At 50.0% G+C, this 17730-nt stretch carries 22 protein-coding genes, 1 tRNA gene and 2 pseudogenes; 5 read left to right on the top strand and 20 right to left on the bottom strand.

From position 1 onward, the window contains the following. Positions 1-7 precede the first annotated feature (7 nt). Positions 8-1753, top strand: coding sequence for a DNA primase (gene dnaG / locus ABLU50_RS16495; protein WP_017899733.1), 1746 nt, complete (start codon positions 8-10; stop codon positions 1751-1753). Between the two features lie 219 nt (positions 1754-1972). Continuing rightward, the gene (gene rpoD, locus ABLU50_RS16490; RefSeq protein ID WP_004174339.1) at positions 1973-3814 is read left to right on the top strand and encodes an RNA polymerase sigma factor RpoD; all 1842 of its coding nucleotides are present in this window, start codon (positions 1973-1975) and stop codon (positions 3812-3814) included. A 99-nt stretch (positions 3815-3913) separates the two neighbouring features. On the opposite strand, the gene mug is transcribed toward rpoD, so the two are convergent. Then, the gene (gene mug, locus ABLU50_RS16485) at positions 3914-4420 is read right to left on the bottom strand and encodes a G/U mismatch-specific DNA glycosylase (RefSeq protein WP_004205266.1); all 507 of its coding nucleotides are present in this window, start codon (positions 4418-4420) and stop codon (positions 3914-3916) included. Between the two features lie 124 nt (positions 4421-4544). Here mug and ABLU50_RS16480 point away from each other — a divergent pair. After that, positions 4545-4620: transfer RNA gene (locus ABLU50_RS16480), tRNA-Ile, on the top strand. Between the two features lie 109 nt (positions 4621-4729). On the opposite strand, the gene ABLU50_RS16475 is transcribed toward ABLU50_RS16480, so the two are convergent. After that, positions 4730-5008, bottom strand: a complete 279-nt coding sequence (locus ABLU50_RS16475; RefSeq protein WP_048965094.1) for a hypothetical protein — start codon at positions 5006-5008, stop codon at positions 4730-4732. Between the two features lie 337 nt (positions 5009-5345). Here ABLU50_RS16475 and ABLU50_RS16470 point away from each other — a divergent pair, with 337 nt between their 5' ends. Continuing rightward, positions 5346-5633: a DUF3892 domain-containing protein gene (locus tag ABLU50_RS16470; protein ID WP_071891521.1), complete on the top strand. Its 288-nt coding sequence runs from the start codon at positions 5346-5348 to the stop codon at positions 5631-5633. A gap of 296 nt (positions 5634-5929) precedes the next feature. Here the strand turns inward: ABLU50_RS16470 and ABLU50_RS16465 are convergent, their stop codons facing one another. The 6 genes from ABLU50_RS16465 to ABLU50_RS16440 form a co-directional block, all read right to left on the bottom strand. Then, positions 5930-6118, bottom strand: a complete 189-nt coding sequence (locus tag ABLU50_RS16465) for a hypothetical protein (protein WP_012540057.1) — start codon at positions 6116-6118, stop codon at positions 5930-5932. 438 nt (positions 6119-6556) lie between these two features. After that, positions 6557-7141 carry a hypothetical protein gene (locus ABLU50_RS16460; RefSeq protein WP_064180721.1) on the bottom strand — a complete coding sequence of 195 codons (585 nt, stop codon included), beginning with the start codon at positions 7139-7141 and terminating at the stop codon, positions 6557-6559. Between the two features lie 301 nt (positions 7142-7442). Continuing rightward, on the bottom strand, positions 7443-9317 hold the full coding sequence (locus tag ABLU50_RS16455) for a hypothetical protein (protein ID WP_348864869.1): 1875 nt from the start codon (positions 9315-9317) through the stop codon (positions 7443-7445). Next, positions 9314-9796: a hypothetical protein gene (locus ABLU50_RS16450; RefSeq protein WP_114444012.1), complete on the bottom strand. Its 483-nt coding sequence runs from the start codon at positions 9794-9796 to the stop codon at positions 9314-9316. Before ABLU50_RS16450 ends, ABLU50_RS16455 begins: the two co-directional genes overlap by 4 nt. A 20-nt stretch (positions 9797-9816) precedes the next feature. After that, positions 9817-10593: a hypothetical protein gene (locus tag ABLU50_RS16445; protein WP_348864867.1), complete on the bottom strand. Its 777-nt coding sequence runs from the start codon at positions 10591-10593 to the stop codon at positions 9817-9819. A 26-nt stretch (positions 10594-10619) separates the two neighbouring features. Then, entirely contained in the window at positions 10620-10796 is a 177-nt protein-coding gene (locus ABLU50_RS16440) for a hypothetical protein (RefSeq protein ID WP_162921943.1), read from the bottom strand. Between the two features lie 416 nt (positions 10797-11212). Between ABLU50_RS16440 and ABLU50_RS16435 the strand changes: the two genes are divergently transcribed. Further along, on the top strand, positions 11213-12646 hold the full coding sequence (locus tag ABLU50_RS16435; RefSeq protein WP_048294175.1) for a TIR domain-containing protein: 1434 nt from the start codon (positions 11213-11215) through the stop codon (positions 12644-12646). Positions 12647-12708: 62 nt separating this feature from the next. Here the strand turns inward: ABLU50_RS16435 and ABLU50_RS16430 are convergent. From ABLU50_RS16430 to ABLU50_RS16375, 12 genes and pseudogenes are all read right to left on the bottom strand, one after another. Then, positions 12709-12876, bottom strand: a pseudogene (locus tag ABLU50_RS16430) (capsid portal protein); the annotation flags it as partial. After that, positions 12872-13009, bottom strand: a pseudogene (locus ABLU50_RS16425) (single-stranded DNA-binding protein); the annotation flags it as partial. The pseudogenes ABLU50_RS16425 and ABLU50_RS16430, both read right to left, overlap by 5 nt. 57 nt (positions 13010-13066) lie before the next feature. Then, on the bottom strand, positions 13067-13282 hold the full coding sequence (gene xisR, locus ABLU50_RS16420) for an excisionase family protein (protein WP_048294174.1): 216 nt from the start codon (positions 13280-13282) through the stop codon (positions 13067-13069). Positions 13283-13472: 190 nt separating this feature from the next. Continuing rightward, complete coding sequence (locus ABLU50_RS16415; protein ID WP_041165486.1) at positions 13473-13679, bottom strand: hypothetical protein; 207 nt, start codon at positions 13677-13679, stop codon at positions 13473-13475. Positions 13680-14008: 329 nt separating this feature from the next. Next, a complete protein-coding gene (locus ABLU50_RS16410; protein ID WP_048294173.1) occupies positions 14009-15757 on the bottom strand; it encodes a DUF5906 domain-containing protein in 1749 nt (582 codons plus the stop codon). After that, on the bottom strand, positions 15754-16125 hold the full coding sequence (locus ABLU50_RS16405; protein WP_040968884.1) for a hypothetical protein: 372 nt from the start codon (positions 16123-16125) through the stop codon (positions 15754-15756). Before ABLU50_RS16405 ends, ABLU50_RS16410 begins: the two co-directional genes overlap by 4 nt. Then, the gene (locus tag ABLU50_RS16400) at positions 16118-16315 is read right to left on the bottom strand and encodes a hypothetical protein (protein ID WP_048294172.1); all 198 of its coding nucleotides are present in this window, start codon (positions 16313-16315) and stop codon (positions 16118-16120) included. Before ABLU50_RS16400 ends, ABLU50_RS16405 begins: the two co-directional genes overlap by 8 nt. Next, positions 16308-16586: a host cell division inhibitor Icd-like protein gene (locus ABLU50_RS16395; RefSeq protein WP_048294171.1), complete on the bottom strand. Its 279-nt coding sequence runs from the start codon at positions 16584-16586 to the stop codon at positions 16308-16310. The genes ABLU50_RS16400 and ABLU50_RS16395 overlap by 8 nt, the downstream gene beginning before the upstream one ends. Next, positions 16579-16779 carry a hypothetical protein gene (locus tag ABLU50_RS16390; protein ID WP_048294170.1) on the bottom strand — a complete coding sequence of 67 codons (201 nt, stop codon included), beginning with the start codon at positions 16777-16779 and terminating at the stop codon, positions 16579-16581. The genes ABLU50_RS16395 and ABLU50_RS16390 overlap by 8 nt, the downstream gene beginning before the upstream one ends. Beyond that, positions 16772-16978 carry a hypothetical protein gene (locus tag ABLU50_RS16385; protein ID WP_072061010.1) on the bottom strand — a complete coding sequence of 69 codons (207 nt, stop codon included), beginning with the start codon at positions 16976-16978 and terminating at the stop codon, positions 16772-16774. Before ABLU50_RS16385 ends, ABLU50_RS16390 begins: the two co-directional genes overlap by 8 nt. Beyond that, a complete protein-coding gene (locus tag ABLU50_RS16380; RefSeq protein WP_228136723.1) occupies positions 16971-17420 on the bottom strand; it encodes a hypothetical protein in 450 nt (149 codons plus the stop codon). Before ABLU50_RS16380 ends, ABLU50_RS16385 begins: the two co-directional genes overlap by 8 nt. After that, positions 17413-17625, bottom strand: coding sequence for a host cell division inhibitor Icd-like protein (locus tag ABLU50_RS16375; RefSeq protein ID WP_072061051.1), 213 nt, complete (start codon positions 17623-17625; stop codon positions 17413-17415). The genes ABLU50_RS16380 and ABLU50_RS16375 overlap by 8 nt, the downstream gene beginning before the upstream one ends. Positions 17626-17730: the final 105 nt, after the last annotated feature.

Genomic DNA, 17730 nt, shown 5'->3' with positions numbered 1-17730 from the left:
GGGGCTTATGGCTGGACGAATTCCACGTGTATTTATTAGCGATCTGCTTGCCAGAACCGACATCGTCGATCTGATCGATGCGCGGGTAAAGCTGAAAAAGCAGGGCAAAAATTTTCACGCGTGCTGTCCGTTCCATAACGAAAAAACCCCCTCTTTCACCGTCAACGGTGAAAAACAGTTTTACCACTGCTTCGGCTGCGGGGCGCACGGCAATGCTATCGATTTCCTGATGAACTACGACAAACTCGAGTTCGTGGAAACGGTCGAAGAGCTGGCCGCCATGCACAACCTCGAAGTGCCTTATGAAGCAGGCAACGGACCCAGCCAGATAGAGCGCCATCAACGGCAGAACCTCTACCAGTTACTGGATGGTCTGAATACGTTTTATCAACAGTCTCTGATGCAGCCCGCCGCCGACCCTGCGCGCCAGTACCTGGCAAAACGGGGGTTAAGCAGCGAGGTGATTACGCGCTTTGCCATCGGCTATGCTCCCCCAGGTTGGGATAACGTTTTAAAACGTTTTGGCGGCAATCAGGAAAACCGCCAGTCGCTTATTGATGCCGGCATGCTGGTCACCAACGATCAGGGACGCAGTTACGACCGCTTCCGCGAACGGGTGATGTTCCCCATCCGCGATAAGCGAGGCCGGGTGATTGGGTTTGGCGGACGGGTGCTGGGCGATGCCCTGCCGAAGTATCTCAACTCCCCGGAAACCGACATATTCCATAAAGGCCGTCAGCTATATGGCCTGTATGAAGCGCAGCAGGACAACCCCGAACCACCGCGTTTGCTGGTTGTCGAAGGCTATATGGACGTCGTGGCGCTGGCGCAGTACGACATCAATTATGCTGTCGCCTCGCTGGGTACCTCGACCACGGCCGATCATATCCAGCTGCTGTTCCGGGTGACCAATAACGTCATCTGCTGCTACGACGGCGACCGGGCCGGCCGCGATGCTGCCTGGCGCGCGCTGGAGACGGCGCTGCCGTACATGACCGATGGTCGCCAGCTGCGCTTTATGTTTCTGCCTGACGGCGAAGACCCGGATACGCTGGTGCGTAAAGAGGGCAAAGCGGCGTTCGAGGCGCGGATGGAGCAGGCTCAGCCGCTCTCCACGTTCTTGTTTAACAGCCTGCTGCCGCAGGTCGACCTCAGCACACCGGACGGGCGCGCGCAGCTGAGCACGCTGGCGCTGCCGCTGATAACCCAGGTGCCGGGCGAAACCCTGCGCATCTATTTGCGTCAGGAGCTGGGCAACAAGCTGGGCATTTTAGATGACGCCCAGCTTGAACGTTTAATGCCAAAACAGGCGGAAAATGGCGCCCCGCGCCCCGCACCACAGCTAAAACGCACGACCATGCGTATACTGATAGGACTGCTGGTGCAAAACCCGGATCTGGCGCCGTTAGTCCCACCGCTGGAGGGGCTGGACTCGCGCAAAATGCCGGGGCTGAGCCTGTTCGGCGAGCTGGTGAAGAGCTGTCTGGCGCAGCCTGGTCTGACAACCGGGCAACTTTTAGAGCAATATCGCGGCACAAAAGAGGCCGCAACCCTTGAAAAACTGTCGATGTGGGACGATATAGCAGATAAAGATATCGCTGAACAAACCTTCACCGACTCGCTCAACCATATGTTTGATTCACTGCTGGAACTGCGACAGGAAGAGTTGATTGCTCGCGATCGCACACACGGTTTAAGCAGTGAGGAACGCCGGGAGCTCTGGACCATCAGCCAGGAGCTGGCGAAAAAATAAATGACAGACTCAGTCATTCACGTTGCATTGATGCAGCAGCAGAACGCAGAGCAACGTGAAGGACACCGTATTTAACGGCTTAAGTGCCGAGTATCGATCGGGAAGCCCCCGACAGCCGCGCAGAGGCGCAGCGGCAATAATATAAGTACGCCCTCGCTTTAAATGTCGACAGCCCGCCTGCCGACACCAATCAAACGAATTAAGTGTGGATACCGTCTTATGGAGCAAAACCCGCAGTCACAGCTGAAGCTTCTTGTCCAACGTGGTAAGGAGCAAGGCTATCTGACCTATGCCGAGGTCAATGACCATCTGCCGGAAGATATCGTCGATTCCGATCAGATCGAAGACATCATCCAAATGATCAACGACATGGGCATTCAGGTGATGGAAGAAGCACCGGATGCCGATGATCTGATGCTTGCCGAAAACACCGCGGATGAAGATGCTGCCGAAGCCGCCGCGCAGGTGCTCTCCAGCGTGGAATCCGAAATCGGGCGTACGACCGACCCGGTGCGCATGTACATGCGTGAAATGGGTACCGTAGAGCTGCTGACCCGTGAAGGCGAAATCGACATCGCCAAACGCATTGAAGACGGCATCAACCAGGTGCAGTGCTCCGTTGCCGAATACCCGGAAGCGATCACCTACCTGCTTGAGCAGTACGACCGCGTGGAAGCGGAAGAAGCCCGTCTGTCCGATCTGATCACCGGTTTCGTCGATCCGAACGCCGAAGAAGATATGGCGCCGACCGCCACCCACGTTGGCTCCGAGCTGTCTCAGGAAGAGATGGATGACGACGAAGACGAAGACGAAGATGAAGACGCCGACGACAACAGCGATGACGACAACAGCATCGACCCTGAGCTGGCCCGTGAGAAGTTCGCCGAGCTGCGTACCCAGTACGAGCTGACCCGCGACACTATCAAAGCCAAAGGTCGTAGCCATGCCGCCGCCCAGGAAGAGATCCTGAAGCTGTCTGAAGTCTTCAAGCAGTTCCGCCTGGTGCCGAAGCAGTTCGATTACCTGGTCAACAGCATGCGTAGCATGATGGATCGCGTTCGTACTCAGGAACGTATCATCATGAAGCTGTGCGTTGAGCAGTGCAAAATGCCGAAGAAAAACTTCATCACCCTGTTCACCGGCAACGAAACCAGCGAAACCTGGTTCAACGCCGCGGTGGCGATGAACAAGCCGTGGTCCGAGAAGCTGCTGGAAGTGAAAGAAGACGTGCAGCGCGGCCTGCAGAAGCTCCAGCAGATCGAAGAAGAGACCGGCCTGACCATCGAGCAGGTGAAGGATATCAACCGTCGCATGTCCATCGGTGAAGCGAAAGCCCGCCGTGCGAAGAAAGAGATGGTGGAAGCGAACCTGCGTCTGGTTATCTCGATCGCCAAGAAATACACCAACCGCGGTCTGCAGTTCCTCGATCTGATTCAGGAAGGCAACATCGGTCTGATGAAAGCGGTGGATAAGTTCGAATACCGTCGCGGCTACAAGTTCTCGACCTACGCTACCTGGTGGATCCGTCAGGCGATCACCCGCTCCATCGCGGATCAGGCGCGCACCATCCGTATTCCGGTGCATATGATTGAGACCATTAACAAGCTCAACCGTATCTCCCGTCAGATGCTGCAGGAGATGGGCCGTGAACCGACCCCGGAAGAGCTGGCTGAGCGCATGCTGATGCCGGAAGACAAAATCCGTAAAGTGCTGAAGATCGCCAAAGAGCCTATCTCCATGGAAACGCCGATCGGCGACGATGAAGATTCGCATCTGGGGGATTTCATCGAGGATACCACCCTCGAGCTGCCGCTGGATTCCGCGACCACCGAGAGCCTGCGTGCGGCAACGCACGACGTGCTGGCCGGCCTTACCGCTCGTGAAGCGAAAGTCCTGCGTATGCGTTTCGGTATCGACATGAACACCGACCACACGCTGGAAGAAGTGGGTAAACAGTTCGACGTTACTCGCGAACGTATCCGTCAGATCGAAGCGAAGGCGCTGCGTAAACTGCGCCACCCGAGCCGTTCTGAAGTGCTGCGTAGCTTCCTCGACGATTAATCGTCGCGGGACAGCGTCCAAAGCCGGTTAAAAAGCTCCCTGCGGGGAGCTTTTTTTATGGCGTTTCGCTGGCCGCTCGGGGAAAGCCGCCGCTCTCCGCTACTGACCGCGGGTCGCCAGGGCATCATCCAGTTCACGATAGGCCGCCACCAGCTTATCGAGCGTCGCCCGGTTTAAACCGCTGGGATTGGGCAGCACCCACACCTGGGTCGTGCCAATGGTCATCGCCTGTTTCCCCCACTTCGCCCCGCGCTGGTTAAAGGCCAGCTCGAAGGCCTGCTTGCCGAGCACCGCCAGGGCCTGCGGCTGATACTCCTCAATCTTCTTCACCAGCTCGCGGCCGCCGCTGCGCAGCTCCTGCAGGGCAACCTCGCTGGCCTGCACCGTCGGACGCTCAACCAGCATGGTGATGCCGCAGCGCGTATCCAGCAGCTGCAGCTCCTCTTCCGGCCTGAGCTGCCGATCGGTAAAGCCGGCCTGATGGATGACCTTCCAGAAGCGGTTGCCAGGATGGGCAAAATGAAAGCCGGTATGGGCGGAAGACTTCCCCGGGTTGATACCGCAAAAGACGACGCGCAGGCCCGGCGCAAGGATATCGCTAATCATGTTTTCTCCGGCTGTATGGCTAAAACATGATTATAAAGGATTGAAAATGCATTGTTTATAAAAACAGCAGCTGCGCGCTTTACGCTGGATTGCAACCGTCAGTTACTTTATAATCCCTCGCCACGGCCCCTTAGCTCAGTGGTTAGAGCAGGCGACTCATAATCGCTTGGTCGTTGGTTCAAACCCAACAGGGGCCACCAGACAAAACAAGGAGTTACGCTAAAAACGTAGCTCCTTTTGTTTTTTGGGGATATGCCGGGGATATTGCTGAGAGGTATCAATAGTGATTTATGGTTATTTAATGACCGTTTAAAACTCACAGCATTCGACAGCCTTTGAACAGCTTTTAGCTATCGTGCGCATGATTTCCATCTCTGATGGTTTTACGCCTGCATCCCCAATCAGGTTCATTCCACCGAAAACAGCATATCGGTCAATGCAAAACTGAATAGGTAGCCGCCACTTAGCTACATCTGAATCATCTAAAAGCCACATTTGCGGATATTCATATAAACCTAACACTCCCTTGTCCAAATCAACTTGTTCTACCAGCCATGCGTCTCCATCCCATCCAACAGCAAACAGCAAACAGCAAACAGCAAAATATCGAGCATAGCCCCCCCTCCTTATTCAATCCGCAGTGACGTTCTGCAGGCGCTAGTTAGGCTAAGGCAGGTGAATTTTCACACGTCGCTTCACATCGCTTCCAGTCCATCTGGTGATAATGGCCAGCCAAAAATTTTCATTATTAAATTCAATTCACTAGCCGTGAAAGCAGGCTCTAAGAGCCCCCCAAAAGATGTAAACAAAGAATAAAACCCAAAAAACATATACACACTTTTTGCAATGATATCTTACACTTGTTTTTGCGTAATCGCGCACACAGCATTCCAACTCAGTTCGATAAAAAATGAGGATTGTTTGTATGGCAAATGTAAGAATTAAGTGCATTACCTTGTCAGGAACCGTGAAATCTCACCAACATATTACTCATGTAGGTAGCGACCAGTTTCAACCAGCTGGTTCAAAATGGACTGTCGCTCAGGTTGTTCGTGCGATTGAAAATAAAGAACATACTTTCTATGTCCAGGATTCAGCAGGCAATGTTGCGTATGTAGGTGTTGTAGACCCGGGGAATGGCGGGGCTAAATACATTAGGACTTACGCCGATGGTAAGTGGAGTGACAATTTACTCTCCCTGCCAAGCTGCTAATCTTTACGGCTTTTAGACAACATTTTATAAGATAGAAAATTACCTGGGTGGTTTCGGCTTTAGCCACTGGAATGTCTCAGAGTTAATTCGGTGCTTTTGCTGTTTCCTGAACGACAGCGCTGCGGCCACACAGGTACTAAGCAGGCGAAATTAAGCCTGCATTCGCTGTAAGCAATTGATTTATGCGAGACCGGCACTTTGTCATCCTGCTTTAGTGAATTCAACCTTATGTTACTGGTGAACTTTTCCAGTATATGGCACGTTTAAAACATTTCAGCGACTCAATGTTCAGGAGGCTATCGCCGAGGTGGTGGCTTGCGCCAGTGATATTCTGGGGATGTCATCCGCTGGCGATGTCGGTCTTTGGCGGCCAGAGCGGTCGCTACCTGCGTGCGAATATCTAATAAATCTTTTCCATTCAGGCTCAGTCCCTGTTTTTTGGCGAGGTTGATGAGCGTCACTTCTATATCATTATGATTTAACATGAGATTAATCTCTCAGAAGGAAATTTTTTGTTATGGGTTGACGAAATATTTAACCCGAGATTTTGCATACTTTGATAAAGCCTATAATATGAGCAACGCCACTTCACCCATCGCTTGAGATCTGTAACATGAAAATAAAAAGTATTATGGCTGTATCTCTCGTCCTCACTTCATACAACGCACTCGCTTTCGTATCACAACCTGTCGCTACAAACGAAGCGAGTTCAATGCAGGCTGAAACCCTCGCCAACAACATCACCAACAATTTTTACAGTCGACAACAGACCGGAACATCTCAGGCAGCCAATATCGGAACCTGTACTGCCAGCCCAGTAAGTGGCTGTAACTGTCCTTTCTGTACGATGCTTCGCAGCCATAAAGCTTAAAAAACCAGCCCCATAGGGCTGGAATAACAGGAGCCCGCTGGCACACTTTGCTTTAGTCGGTATCGTCGGCCAGGGCATACAGCAACGAAGGTATAACCCTCCGCATGGCTGTTTCTTCGGTTTCATCACTCATGAGAGTCAGGGTGTAATCCCGGCACTCATAAACCACATCATACGCAGACAGGCCAAACGCGCCGCCCGCGATGATCTGCCCAATTTCATCATCTGGCGTTTCAACAATCGACAGCCGGTAGCCGCCGAACGTCACAGGCGGGTTATAGGGGCCTTCGCTTACAAACAGCTCTACGGCCTTTGCAGCAACCTGGGCTCGTTCGTCCGGGTCCACCCCGGCCACCTTGGTGACGCCTGACGCTATGATGCGTTTAATCTCCGCAACACTCATCTCTACCAGAGCGCTACCAGCAACAGTGCGGCCATCGGATACCACCGCTTTGCTTTTCGCGTTCTGAGCGCGCGGATCATGGCTGTCACGGTAACGGGCCAGATAAGCGTCGCAAGCCTCCTGGTCGATCTTCCCGTCAACCCGCGCAGGGAATCCCTGCTTACTTTCCCAGTTGTAAAATGACCGGCGACTCATGCCGCTATGCTCGGCGTACTGACTTACTGACATTAACATAACAACCTACCTCGCTGACGGAGTGTGAAGCCTTCACACCGACTGTGCACACAAAGTGTGAAGGGTTCACACTTTTTAGACTGAATGTGTAAATCAAACTGTGAATCAAAAATTACCGAAACTTCCCGCAATCCCTTGCCACCACTCACGATTAACAAACCCATAACAAAAAGTGACAAGTGTGAAAGTGTGAATCAAATTGAAAACTTGTAGCTAGGAAAACACTGCGGCGCGCAATGCCCGTGCCTTACAAAAGTCTCAGGAAGGACCCATTTTTGTAAGGCGACGGTGGAAGGCCGCATCAATAGTTCATGGGCGTAATGATTTTCCCATTATTTTCAACGTTGTACGTTTTCCGCTCGCCTTTATCGTTAATCATCGTTATTTCCAGTCTCAATGGTTGTTCTGCAAGAGCGTCCGTAAGGGAGCGGGTTATATTCTCGGTAATTACGTTAACATTACCGTCTCCGTCCTCAGGAGACAGTATGGAAGAGGATCGTCCTCCACCTCCGGCGCCAGAAATGATATCCCGACGCTGCTGCGTCAACCTTTCGGGGTTTCTCTGTCCAGACCACTGATCATCCATAATGGCTGACTGTATCGCCTTTTTCAGTTGCTCTTCAGTGTAGGGCTGTGAGCCCTGTTCGTGCTGAATCATTGAGGCCATCAGCGTCTTAAGAACTTCCGGGTTATGAAGGTCAAGCCGTTGATCGGCTCCATACCTGGTTCTTGAGGTCACATCGTCAATATATGCACGCGTGTTGTTTTCAGAACTCGGAGCATACGTATGAATAATTCCACCGGGAGTATTATTTCCACGATCGCCATAAAGCATCAGTTGGCGAGCCATAGCCGACAGACCATCATCATCGCTGGCAAATGTGGAAAATTTGCCCCTCTTCCCGGTTGAGTTAGGTGCAGCTTTCAGGTTTCCGGGGTTATGATTTCGAAATCCCGGTGTGTTTTTACTGGCCGGGCTATAGGGGATCTGACCGCGTACAGGAGCGGGTCGGGTAATAGCGTTGACATCCCTCAGTAGTTGCCGGGATCGATCCTGGTTATAAAAATACTGGTGATATTTCTTCCTTGCTTCATCGGTCATAACGCCAGCAGTTAGCTGGTTTTTTTCATTCCCATTAAGTCTTTTCTGGAATTCAGGATCTGCCAGCGCTCTGCGCATCAGCTCTGAGTCGTCGCCTTTGTTTTGTCCGGCAAACCGCCCCATGGAAATGTTGTCGAAATTATTCGCCAGCATATCCGTAAAGCCATTCACCATATCGGTAAGGCCATTGGTATCAATAGAGGCATAAACCTTACGTTCAAGCTTTGATTTGAATCCGTCCCAGGAAGCGCTCGCTTCCTTAACTGCAACATCGAAGCTTGTCAGTTGCTGGTTAAGGGCGGGATCCACCGTCAATCCTACCTTATCCGCTTTTGCCAGAAACCCTGCATACTTCGAGCCTTCGCGCAACAGTGTCAACATTTCAGGGGTTAACCCCATGGCATTAGCGAACGACTTCTGCTGGTCAGGACGAATTTTAGGGAAAATCCTTGCGATGGATTCAAGCGTCTTTAGCGTATTAACCGAACCATCTTTGTTTTTCTCAATTTGTGCGCCTATCTGCGCCATAGCAGACATGACAACAGCATTACCCGCACTGTTCGCCTCGTTGAGTGATTTAAAGATTCCCTCAATGGAAGAAGCAGCGCTTTCGCTATCGGCTCCCACAAGCTGAAGGGCACCTGAAAGGCGGGAAAAATCCTGAACGCTCATCGCAGTATTTTTCGCATGGGTGTCCAGGTCATAAGCGCCCCGAGCTGCCTCCTTGTAACTCTCGGCAAGTTTACCCGTTGCGTAAGCCACGCCACCGACGGCCCCAACAACTCCACCTGCCAGCCCCATTCCGGCAATTTTAGACGACATCTCCCCCACTATTTTTAATGGGGGGATCATGTCTCCGATAAACTGAACGTTATCGCGAGCCGTGCTGGCCATGATGTCCAGTCTGGAGTTATACCCATTCAGCCCATCAAGCGTCTCCTGTCCACCCAACTGTAACCCTTTCCGGGTCTTCTCCAGTTGAGGTTCAAGATTGCGAACAGCCTCGTCGATATGTGCTATTGCTTCGCTGACATGATCACCGGCAACCAGTTCAAAATCGAATGAATTACTCATGCTTCCTCCACCAGCGAATTAACGCTATTGGTGATGTCATCAAACGTAATGGGCTCTACAAACTTCTCCAGCGCCGACAGGGCAGCATTAAAACCTGCACGATAGCCGTTTGTGTCACCGTTAATCATGCTGTGCTGGAATGCCGCCATGTTCTGGTCTTCGGCATCAAGGAACTCCCAGCCAGGATAAATTTTCTCCATAGCCCGACGGGTAAAACGACTGAGCTGGCGAGCGCTGCCTTTTAGTCTGGCAATAGCCTGCTGATGTGAGATCCCTTCCGCGATAAGATGAAATGCCTGTATCGGATTTTGTTTTGCCTCTTTGCTCACCGCTATCAGATGAGCATCAGAATGGGCGCATTCAGGGAGTTCCTCTTCTTCAACCGATTGCTGAAGCTGGCGCATGCGCTGCATACGGCGCCCGGAAAAGCCATATGCCTGCGCATCAGATTGCGGCTTGTTGAGGTGCTGAAAGTTCATAACGCTCATCTCCGCAGCTCTCAGAGAGGAACCTGTGATTTAAGGCGTTCGGCTTCTCCTGCTGGCCCTTCAATCTTGCCATTCACGCGACGGGTATCTCCCGGCAGGCTCACACCAGATGCCCGGATACGATCGTTACGGCGTGCAGCAGCCTGCGCGACCTCTTCCCGGTACTCTTCGTCAGCCTTACGGCGAGCATTCACATTCTGAGGTGACATAGGGTCATAGTCGTTTTGCATCTTAGATGCCTTGCTGGCTAATGCTTTAATCTCGTCGTCTGTCAGAGGCTCTTCCATCTTCTTCAGCGCCTTCAGAGCGCTACTCTGGGCAGCAGAGTAACCATTTGCATCACGGTTCTGCGTTGAAAACGTTAGCGCCGATCGAGCTTTCTCTTCTTCATCCTGAAATTCCCAGGTCGGGTCGTTCTCTTCCATAAACTTTTGGGTAAACACAGAAAGCGCCATCGGCGACGATGCCAGCTGCAGCTTTATTTTCTTCGAAGAAAGCTCCGTTTCCTTCAACAAACGAACCGCCAGAACCGGGTTATTTTTTGCCTCCGGGGAAACCGCGACATTGTGGCCGCGACTGTGCTGCTTAGGTCTGGCGATCCGGGTGTCGTCACTGTCCAGTTTCAGTGGCACATTCCCGTTATCAGATTCACTCTTCGTTTTGGTTTTTCCTGAAAGATGCGAGAAATCGAACATGGATGGTTTTTCCTCAGAGAGTTGGGACTGTTTTTTCTTACCTTTCGTACCGAACGCTGTTAGCGCCCATGTGGGTAATTTCATTAACGGCATTGGTTTCTCCTTTCCGGGCGGTAGCGTTACTTCTTGCCCGTCTCATGCCGGTGGATGCCCTGGCGCAAAAGGTGACGCGCCAGCTCCTGAATGCTCGGGGCTGCGCCTACGGTAGAACGTCGGCATTCATCATCCCGCAGGCGCTGTAACCCTTCGAGAATAGGCTGATCGACAAGAATCGGCTTTTTGCTGGTTACTGCCATTTCCTGACCTCCTGATACTGGTTAAACATACAGACTTCTTCTGCATGCGCTTAACTTATGATCAATAAATTGAATCGTCAAGACAAATAATTTTAATCATGAAAATTACGGATTCCTTGAGAGGTACTGGATGAGTTACCGAATGGAGGGGGAAGTTAAGTAGCCTTCAAGGGAGCTGAAGAAAAGATGTGTGGAGATGAGGGCGAGTTGGGCCCTTTTCCTTGCCTGATGGACCACAAATCAGCCCTTATAGGCAGAACACATCATTCCTGCCATACATAGCCAGAACACGTCACTTCTGCCTATAAATAAGATATAGGCATGACGGGGATACTAGTGGGCACAGTGGGTGCAGACCTAGACTTGATAAAACATTTGTCTTATAAATCTACTGTCAAATCTAAGGGAGTCAGAGAATGATCCAGCCGAAAGTATTTATATCCTATAGTTGGTCCAGTAAAACTCATCAGCAACATATCAAGGATATAGCTGAACGATTGGCGGCTGATGGGGTTGAAACTGTCATAGATATCTATGATTTGAAAGAGGGGGATGATAAAAATTATTATATGGAACGTATGATTCAGGATAAAACTGTTACGCATGTTTTGGTGATTTGTGATAAGAAATATTCTGAAAAGGCCGACCTTAGAAAAGATGGTGTCGGTGTAGAGTCTATGATAATTTCGCAGGAAATATATTCATCTGTTTCTCAATCAAAGTTTATACCGTTGATATTTGAGTATAGAGAAAGTGGGGAGCCTTATACACCGATATTTCTGAAGTCTAGAATTTATATTGATTTCTCAACACCTGAAAAAGAAAATGATAATTGGGAACGACTAATTAGGTTACTTTATGGAAAGCCTGAGTTTACAAAACCGCCATTAGGTAAGCCGCCCGTTTATTTGCAGCAGGATTCATCAACTCCCACATATGAAATCCATGCTAAATTACAGACATTAAAATCAGCGATAGTAAACCAAAAGCAAAACATTAAAGAATGCAGAAGACAATTTATTGAGATATGTCGAAGTTATTGTGTGTCGTTACAGGTAGCAACGGAACCAACTGCGGATGATTTTGGAGCAGAAATATTACAAATTCATAGGGAGCTTATCCCGGTAAGGGATGCCATTACTGATTGGATTTTTCTTGAGGGAGATACTCAGAGCGAGGATTTCTCTAAAGCACTTCTACAATTTATGGAAGTACTGTTAGCGATTAGAAATCGGCCAAAGAATGTCAACTCATGGAATGATTTATGGCTCCTTTCTCATCGTGTTTTTGCTTACGAAACATTTTTATACATACTGGCGGCATTAATAAAAATTGAAGCATTTCAGCAGGTGTATATTTTACTACATACATCTTATCTTTTACCTGATCATCTAACTAGTCCAGGAATGGAATTTGCTAATTATAGTGAATTATTTGTAAGTTCTGACTTCCTTCAAAGTAAATTGGCACCTGAAAATTATCGTCTTCATTCACCTGTGGCAGAGTTGGTTAAACTAAGCGCAACTAGAGAAGATGTGTCCTTTGATGATTTGAAACAGGCTGATCTCGTTGCTCTTATGATATCCTTCGTTAATCCAGAGATTCATTGGTACCCACAATTATTATTGTATTCTGGGCATTATGATAAATATCCTCTTTTTACCAGAGCAATACAGCATAGAGGGTTCAAAAACATTGCGACTATAACTGGGATTAACGATAGTAAGCTATTGATTCAAAAACTGACTGAAGGTGATACTAAGAAAAATACTAATAACTGGCACCAGTTCAGTTTTAGTAGAAACTTCCTTGAGAAAATGAATGTCAGCCGTTTAGACAGCATTAATTAGAAGAATTAAAAGGCGCTTTTTTAAGCGCCTAATTCCTAATAATCAATGTCTAAGGTGTATTTTTAAAAACAGTTCCCTTCTTCACCTAGCCATTTATTCAACTCTTGTAAACGCTTTTGTAGCGGTATCAGTTTGTTGCGGACAAAGACGCGGCAGTCCTTTTCTACGTCACCAAAACCGCCAGTATTGTTGGGAATGATGCCCATCATCCGCGGCGGTACTCGGTGCGATAGGATCGCCTTTACTGTGTCTGGCCAGCGCATCAGCCTGTTTACCAAAGGCAATAACGCCCAGCCAGAAGGTTGCCTGCCCGTCCTCTGCGGCATTGCACGGCAGCGATACCGCCAGTCGGGCCATAGCCATGTTCGTACCTTTTCCCGTTGTCCGGGTCTCAGGGTCGGCCACCAACCAGCATAATCATTAAGCATCTCCAACAAGCTTATTGATTTTTGTGTAGTTATAAAGAAGTGTCGCTCTCCCTTCTGTAGCGAACGGATCGGGGGAATGCTTCTTATAATGAATACCTTCTACCCACCGCCCGCTACGGTAAGCTCTTATTTGCCGGGGGGTCATATACATCCTTGCTATAATTCCCGCTTCCATCATCCATTCATCATCTTGAGTAATATTGGCCATAATTAACCTCACTTCTTATTTTGACTGGTTAGCTCGCCGCGAACGGGCGGTTCCGCTGGTGGCTGAGTAGAGCAAATTGACTGGTGGGCTACCGACAAACTTGTCCAGCCACCAGCCGCCCATATGCTGATAATTGTGCTGTCATTTCCGGAGTCTCCACATTTAGAGACTCAACGGTTCGCTCTGTGCGTTATGTCAACGAACCGGGCCATAAATCCAGAGTTTCCACCAGTGACCGGATATACATTCCCGCCTGATCAATAGCTGCTGCCTGCATGAACCCCGCCACCAGCTCAGGGTGCGCACTGGCATAGCCATCGCCAAACTGTTTATCTATTACCTCTGCAGCCTCACGCATCCAGAGGGCTGCGCTTCCTGCTGATTTCTTCTCAACCATTCCGGCTTCCAGCATTTTTTCACCTCAGTTTTCTCTAATGAGATATAAAAATTAAAAGTTTCGAGTTTTTCTCTCTACCCTGTCTACCTGATTGCTGTCAGCCCAGTAATGGCGCGGGTTTCAGGCGGGTAGATAGCATTAATTTACTGCCTACCCTCTGTCTACCCAGAGGGGTTTTCTCTCTACCCATTGGGTAGACAAGGTAGATAGCAGGTAGACAGTAGGTAGATAGTAATTTTCATGCTATCTACCTAACTTAACCTACTGTTTTATATCACTTAATCATCCTTTCTCAACCATTGGGTAGATAGTAATGAGTTTTAAAAATTCTATTGTTCGTCCCTTGGCTGTTCAGAGCCGTATGCTCTGGGCATAAATTCATCAGCCAGCTCACTTATACCGACATTGGTCTGACGCCTCCCCTTAATCGTTCTGGTGAGATATTCCTGGCCATATTCCCGCGCTGCGGCTGTTATCGCCTTGCCAAAATTAGTGACCGCCAGCGGCTTAATACCGTGATATTCAGCAAAAGCCAGATAGAGGTGATAAAGATACTTCCTCGGCTCCAGCGCAGAATAATGACCACCACCCATCATCAGTCCTTTGGCCTCATCCATAAAAAACAGCGCTGCGCAAAGGTCTATGATCGGGTCTGTACCCCGTTTAACCTCCATCGCCTCATCAGAACGTTGCTGTTCACGCAAAAGCTGTTTCACTTCGTCCTGTTTCACGAAACGGGTTAACAGGTGGCGGATAATCACAGGTAGTTCCGACTCGATTTTTTCCACCAGCATTGGATCACGCTGATCCTCACTGACCACATCTGAAAAATTAAAAATCACCCGCCGTCTTGATATCCCGCCACCAATATCACTGAACCGCATGGCATCATTGTTAACCGCCAGAATGACAGCCGGTATACGCATCGAGTAGGGCTGTCTGTACTTCGGGTTGATTGATACCTTATCCCCGCCGGTTATCGCTTTCAGCCCTGCGCCATCGCCTACGTAGCGCGTCATATCCGGCATGACGATAAGCGAGTATCCCACCAGCAATTCACGTTCCTTGGGATTCTCCAGCGCTGACATGCTGGCCGACTGCGTATTGCCCTTACCCGCCAGCATGGTACAGATTTCAGCCATAACGCTTTTACCACTGCCGGCAGGGCCCGTTACTTCAAGAAACAACTGCCAGTCGTAGCGATTAGCCATCACCATATAAAGCGCGGCAAGCAGTCGTGACGCTTTTCTGTCATTTCTTGCGGTAGCATGCTGCAGCCAGCGCCAGAAGTTAGGCGCATGGGATTCAAGTGTCTCCCCCTGAGTCACCTTCCCGAATTCAACCTCACTGGCGACCAGTAACCAGTCCTCTCTCTGATGGGGACGGAATACCCCCTTCCGGGTATCAAAAACACCATTAGAGAAGCCAATCAGGTTACGTTCTGTGGCTCCCATCGGCGGCAGGCTCAACTTCATCGTATCGACCGCATTCTTCATGGCCGTCATGGAATATGGCGCATCAGCCTCAATAAATATTGCCGCCATCTGGCGGGCAAGCGCCTTATCGCTGATCGGCGTCCATATCACCCCGTTATAGTGGTGTACTGTGTCCGATTCCTGGTGAAGCGCCAGTAATCCACCATAGTGATCAAGAAGCACCTCCCCGCGCTGACTTGGGCCCATCTGGTTGAGTGAGGACGTGGCCGCATCAGTGACACGCTTCTTTTTCTCCGGCTTCGGTTGCGGGAATATCCGGTTAATCCGCTCTGCATCACAGAGAAGCTGTTTAACCTCATCGCCGATAACCTCTGCCACCAGCGCAATACGGTTTTCTTTTTGTCTGCTGGCATCGGTCAATACCAGACCCAAATCACATAATTCTTCGTAAGTTGGGCCACTACCGGCAACAAATTCACACAGACGACGCGCCAGAACACCATAAGGCGAAGTACTGTCACGGTGGCGTGCTACGGCAGCATCTGCCCCTTTCTTGTCGATGGCATGGCCATTGACCCAGGAATACACGCAGGAAAAGAGCGCGTCGGAAATTTCTTCTGGTTTGATTACGGTGTCTGTCACTTCGGGATCCCTCCACTCATCTGGAATTTGCCTAACAACGGATGATACCAGTATGCCGATCCGTATTTACGTTTAGCGCTACGTAACACCTGCCTGGCCACTTCTCTGAATTTCTCTTCCGGCGCAACAAAGCCACCCGCTTTTAACTTCACCATCATCACGCCGGTGTTTTTCGCCAGCTCTTCCGCCTTTTTGGTGGAAATACCGAACTCAGCGGCCAGAGTAGATACCGGCGCCATACCCGGGGGTATTTCTCCCCCCTGGCTGTCAGTCAGTGATTTAACCTGCTGCTCAAGGAACAGCACCTTTTCAGTCAGCAGGTCTATACGCCTTTCAAGCGATTCGTTTAACTCTGCCGGGTTATGCATGGCCTACCTCCGGCAATTCTTGATCAAGCATGAAGGAAGCAAGCTCACACGAAATGTCGTACGCAAGCTCGACCAGATGCTGTCTTTCGTGCTCCTGCAGCGAGTTCTCTGAAATCACCATAAGCAGAGTTGAAAGCTGTAAAGCTCGCGATTTCGCCTTCTTCGGGGTCAATATTTCGAGATTAGACATTGCGAGCCCCCTTCATTTGCTGAAGTGAGGCGTCAGCATTGCAGCCCATGACAGACCACAAAACAGAACTATCCCGATCCAACCAATGACAAGTGAGAGGACAATCGGAACGGATTTTTGCCGCGAATGTCAGAGAAAAATCGCCACTAAGCTGTGAACGGGCTTCATCTTCGGTATTAGCCTGAGTACGCAGAACGACAGGGAGCGCTTTAGCATCGGCGTAAGTTGCCAGAAAAAGCCAGGTAAAGTTTTTAGGCTGAGGGTTATGCATTTTCCACCTCCTCACGTGATGCTTCTTCACCAAGAAAACTACCTACATCGCCGATCAACTCTTTAACCATCACGATCAGCGCGTCAATTTCGCTATCTTCCATGTGTACAGCCGATTTTTCCTGCATCAGAGCGAGAATGATTTCTGCCTGATATGCTTTATCAGCAAACTGTCGGACGGTTAGCTCACTCATGGTGCACCTCTACAATCTGGAGCCCTGTCAGGCGGCAACATTCAATAAAGCTATCGACGGAACCAACGAACTCATCTGGTCTTAACGGAAACCCGCCAACAGCTATGCCTTTTTCGACATTCACAAGCACTTTGCCTGTGAAGTTTTGAGGGGCAGGTAGAGATAAATGAACGACAAGCATTTTTGTTGATTTACGCATGATTGACCCCCTCCAGCTTTAACAACAGGCTGTTGTACCTGCGTTCAGTACATCGGGTTGCACGGTTCAGCTCATTGATGAGCGTCCAGAATCTGGCGCCGGCACTGGGATTGGCTTCCCGCAAGCGAGCATCAAGATGGAGCTCCCATAACTCCTGCAATTCCGCCGCAAGAAGCACCGCAGCGGCCGCATCACCACTGGACTGCAATGACGTATTACCGGATAAAACAGGCAGGGTTGTGTTGTGGTGTGGCTCGGCATTCACCTCCTCAACTACAGCGCTAATACTCATGGTTGTGGTCTTGCCGTCAGGCGAACAAACATAGCCGATCTTCTCCGCTGCCTTCTCGGCGTTCCGGCGAGTCTTATAGCGCTTAGGCTCAGTACGGGTGGTGACGATGCCTGTTACGTGGTTGGTGTGGGTCACGATGATTTTAAACATGGCGCACCTCCATAACCTGAAAGGCATGAAACGGGAGGCGGGCGGCAAAAATAAGGCTTGCTCCCGGCATAGCGTCGCGGGCTTCCTGTTCGCTGGATGCGTTGACATAGATCACCAACGGTTTGGCGGCAGGGAAATGCTCAGAAGTAGAAAGAAAACGCCATGTAAATTTAGGGTGAGTTTGGGTATGCTGTGATCCAGCCATAACTGTTACCTCGACTAACGGTTTGGTTAGAGGCCCGTTGGTGTTGGTAGCACCGGCGGGCTTCGTTATTTTTAGTTGCTTTACATTCAGATGGTAGTTACCATC

It is taken from the genome of Klebsiella sp. GG_Kp173 (genome assembly GCF_040062415.1).
GTDB lineage: Bacteria > Pseudomonadota > Gammaproteobacteria > Enterobacterales > Enterobacteriaceae > Klebsiella > Klebsiella quasipneumoniae.
The sequence above is the reverse complement of the archived record's forward strand: the minus strand, read 5'-3'. Positions and strand labels throughout refer to the sequence as shown.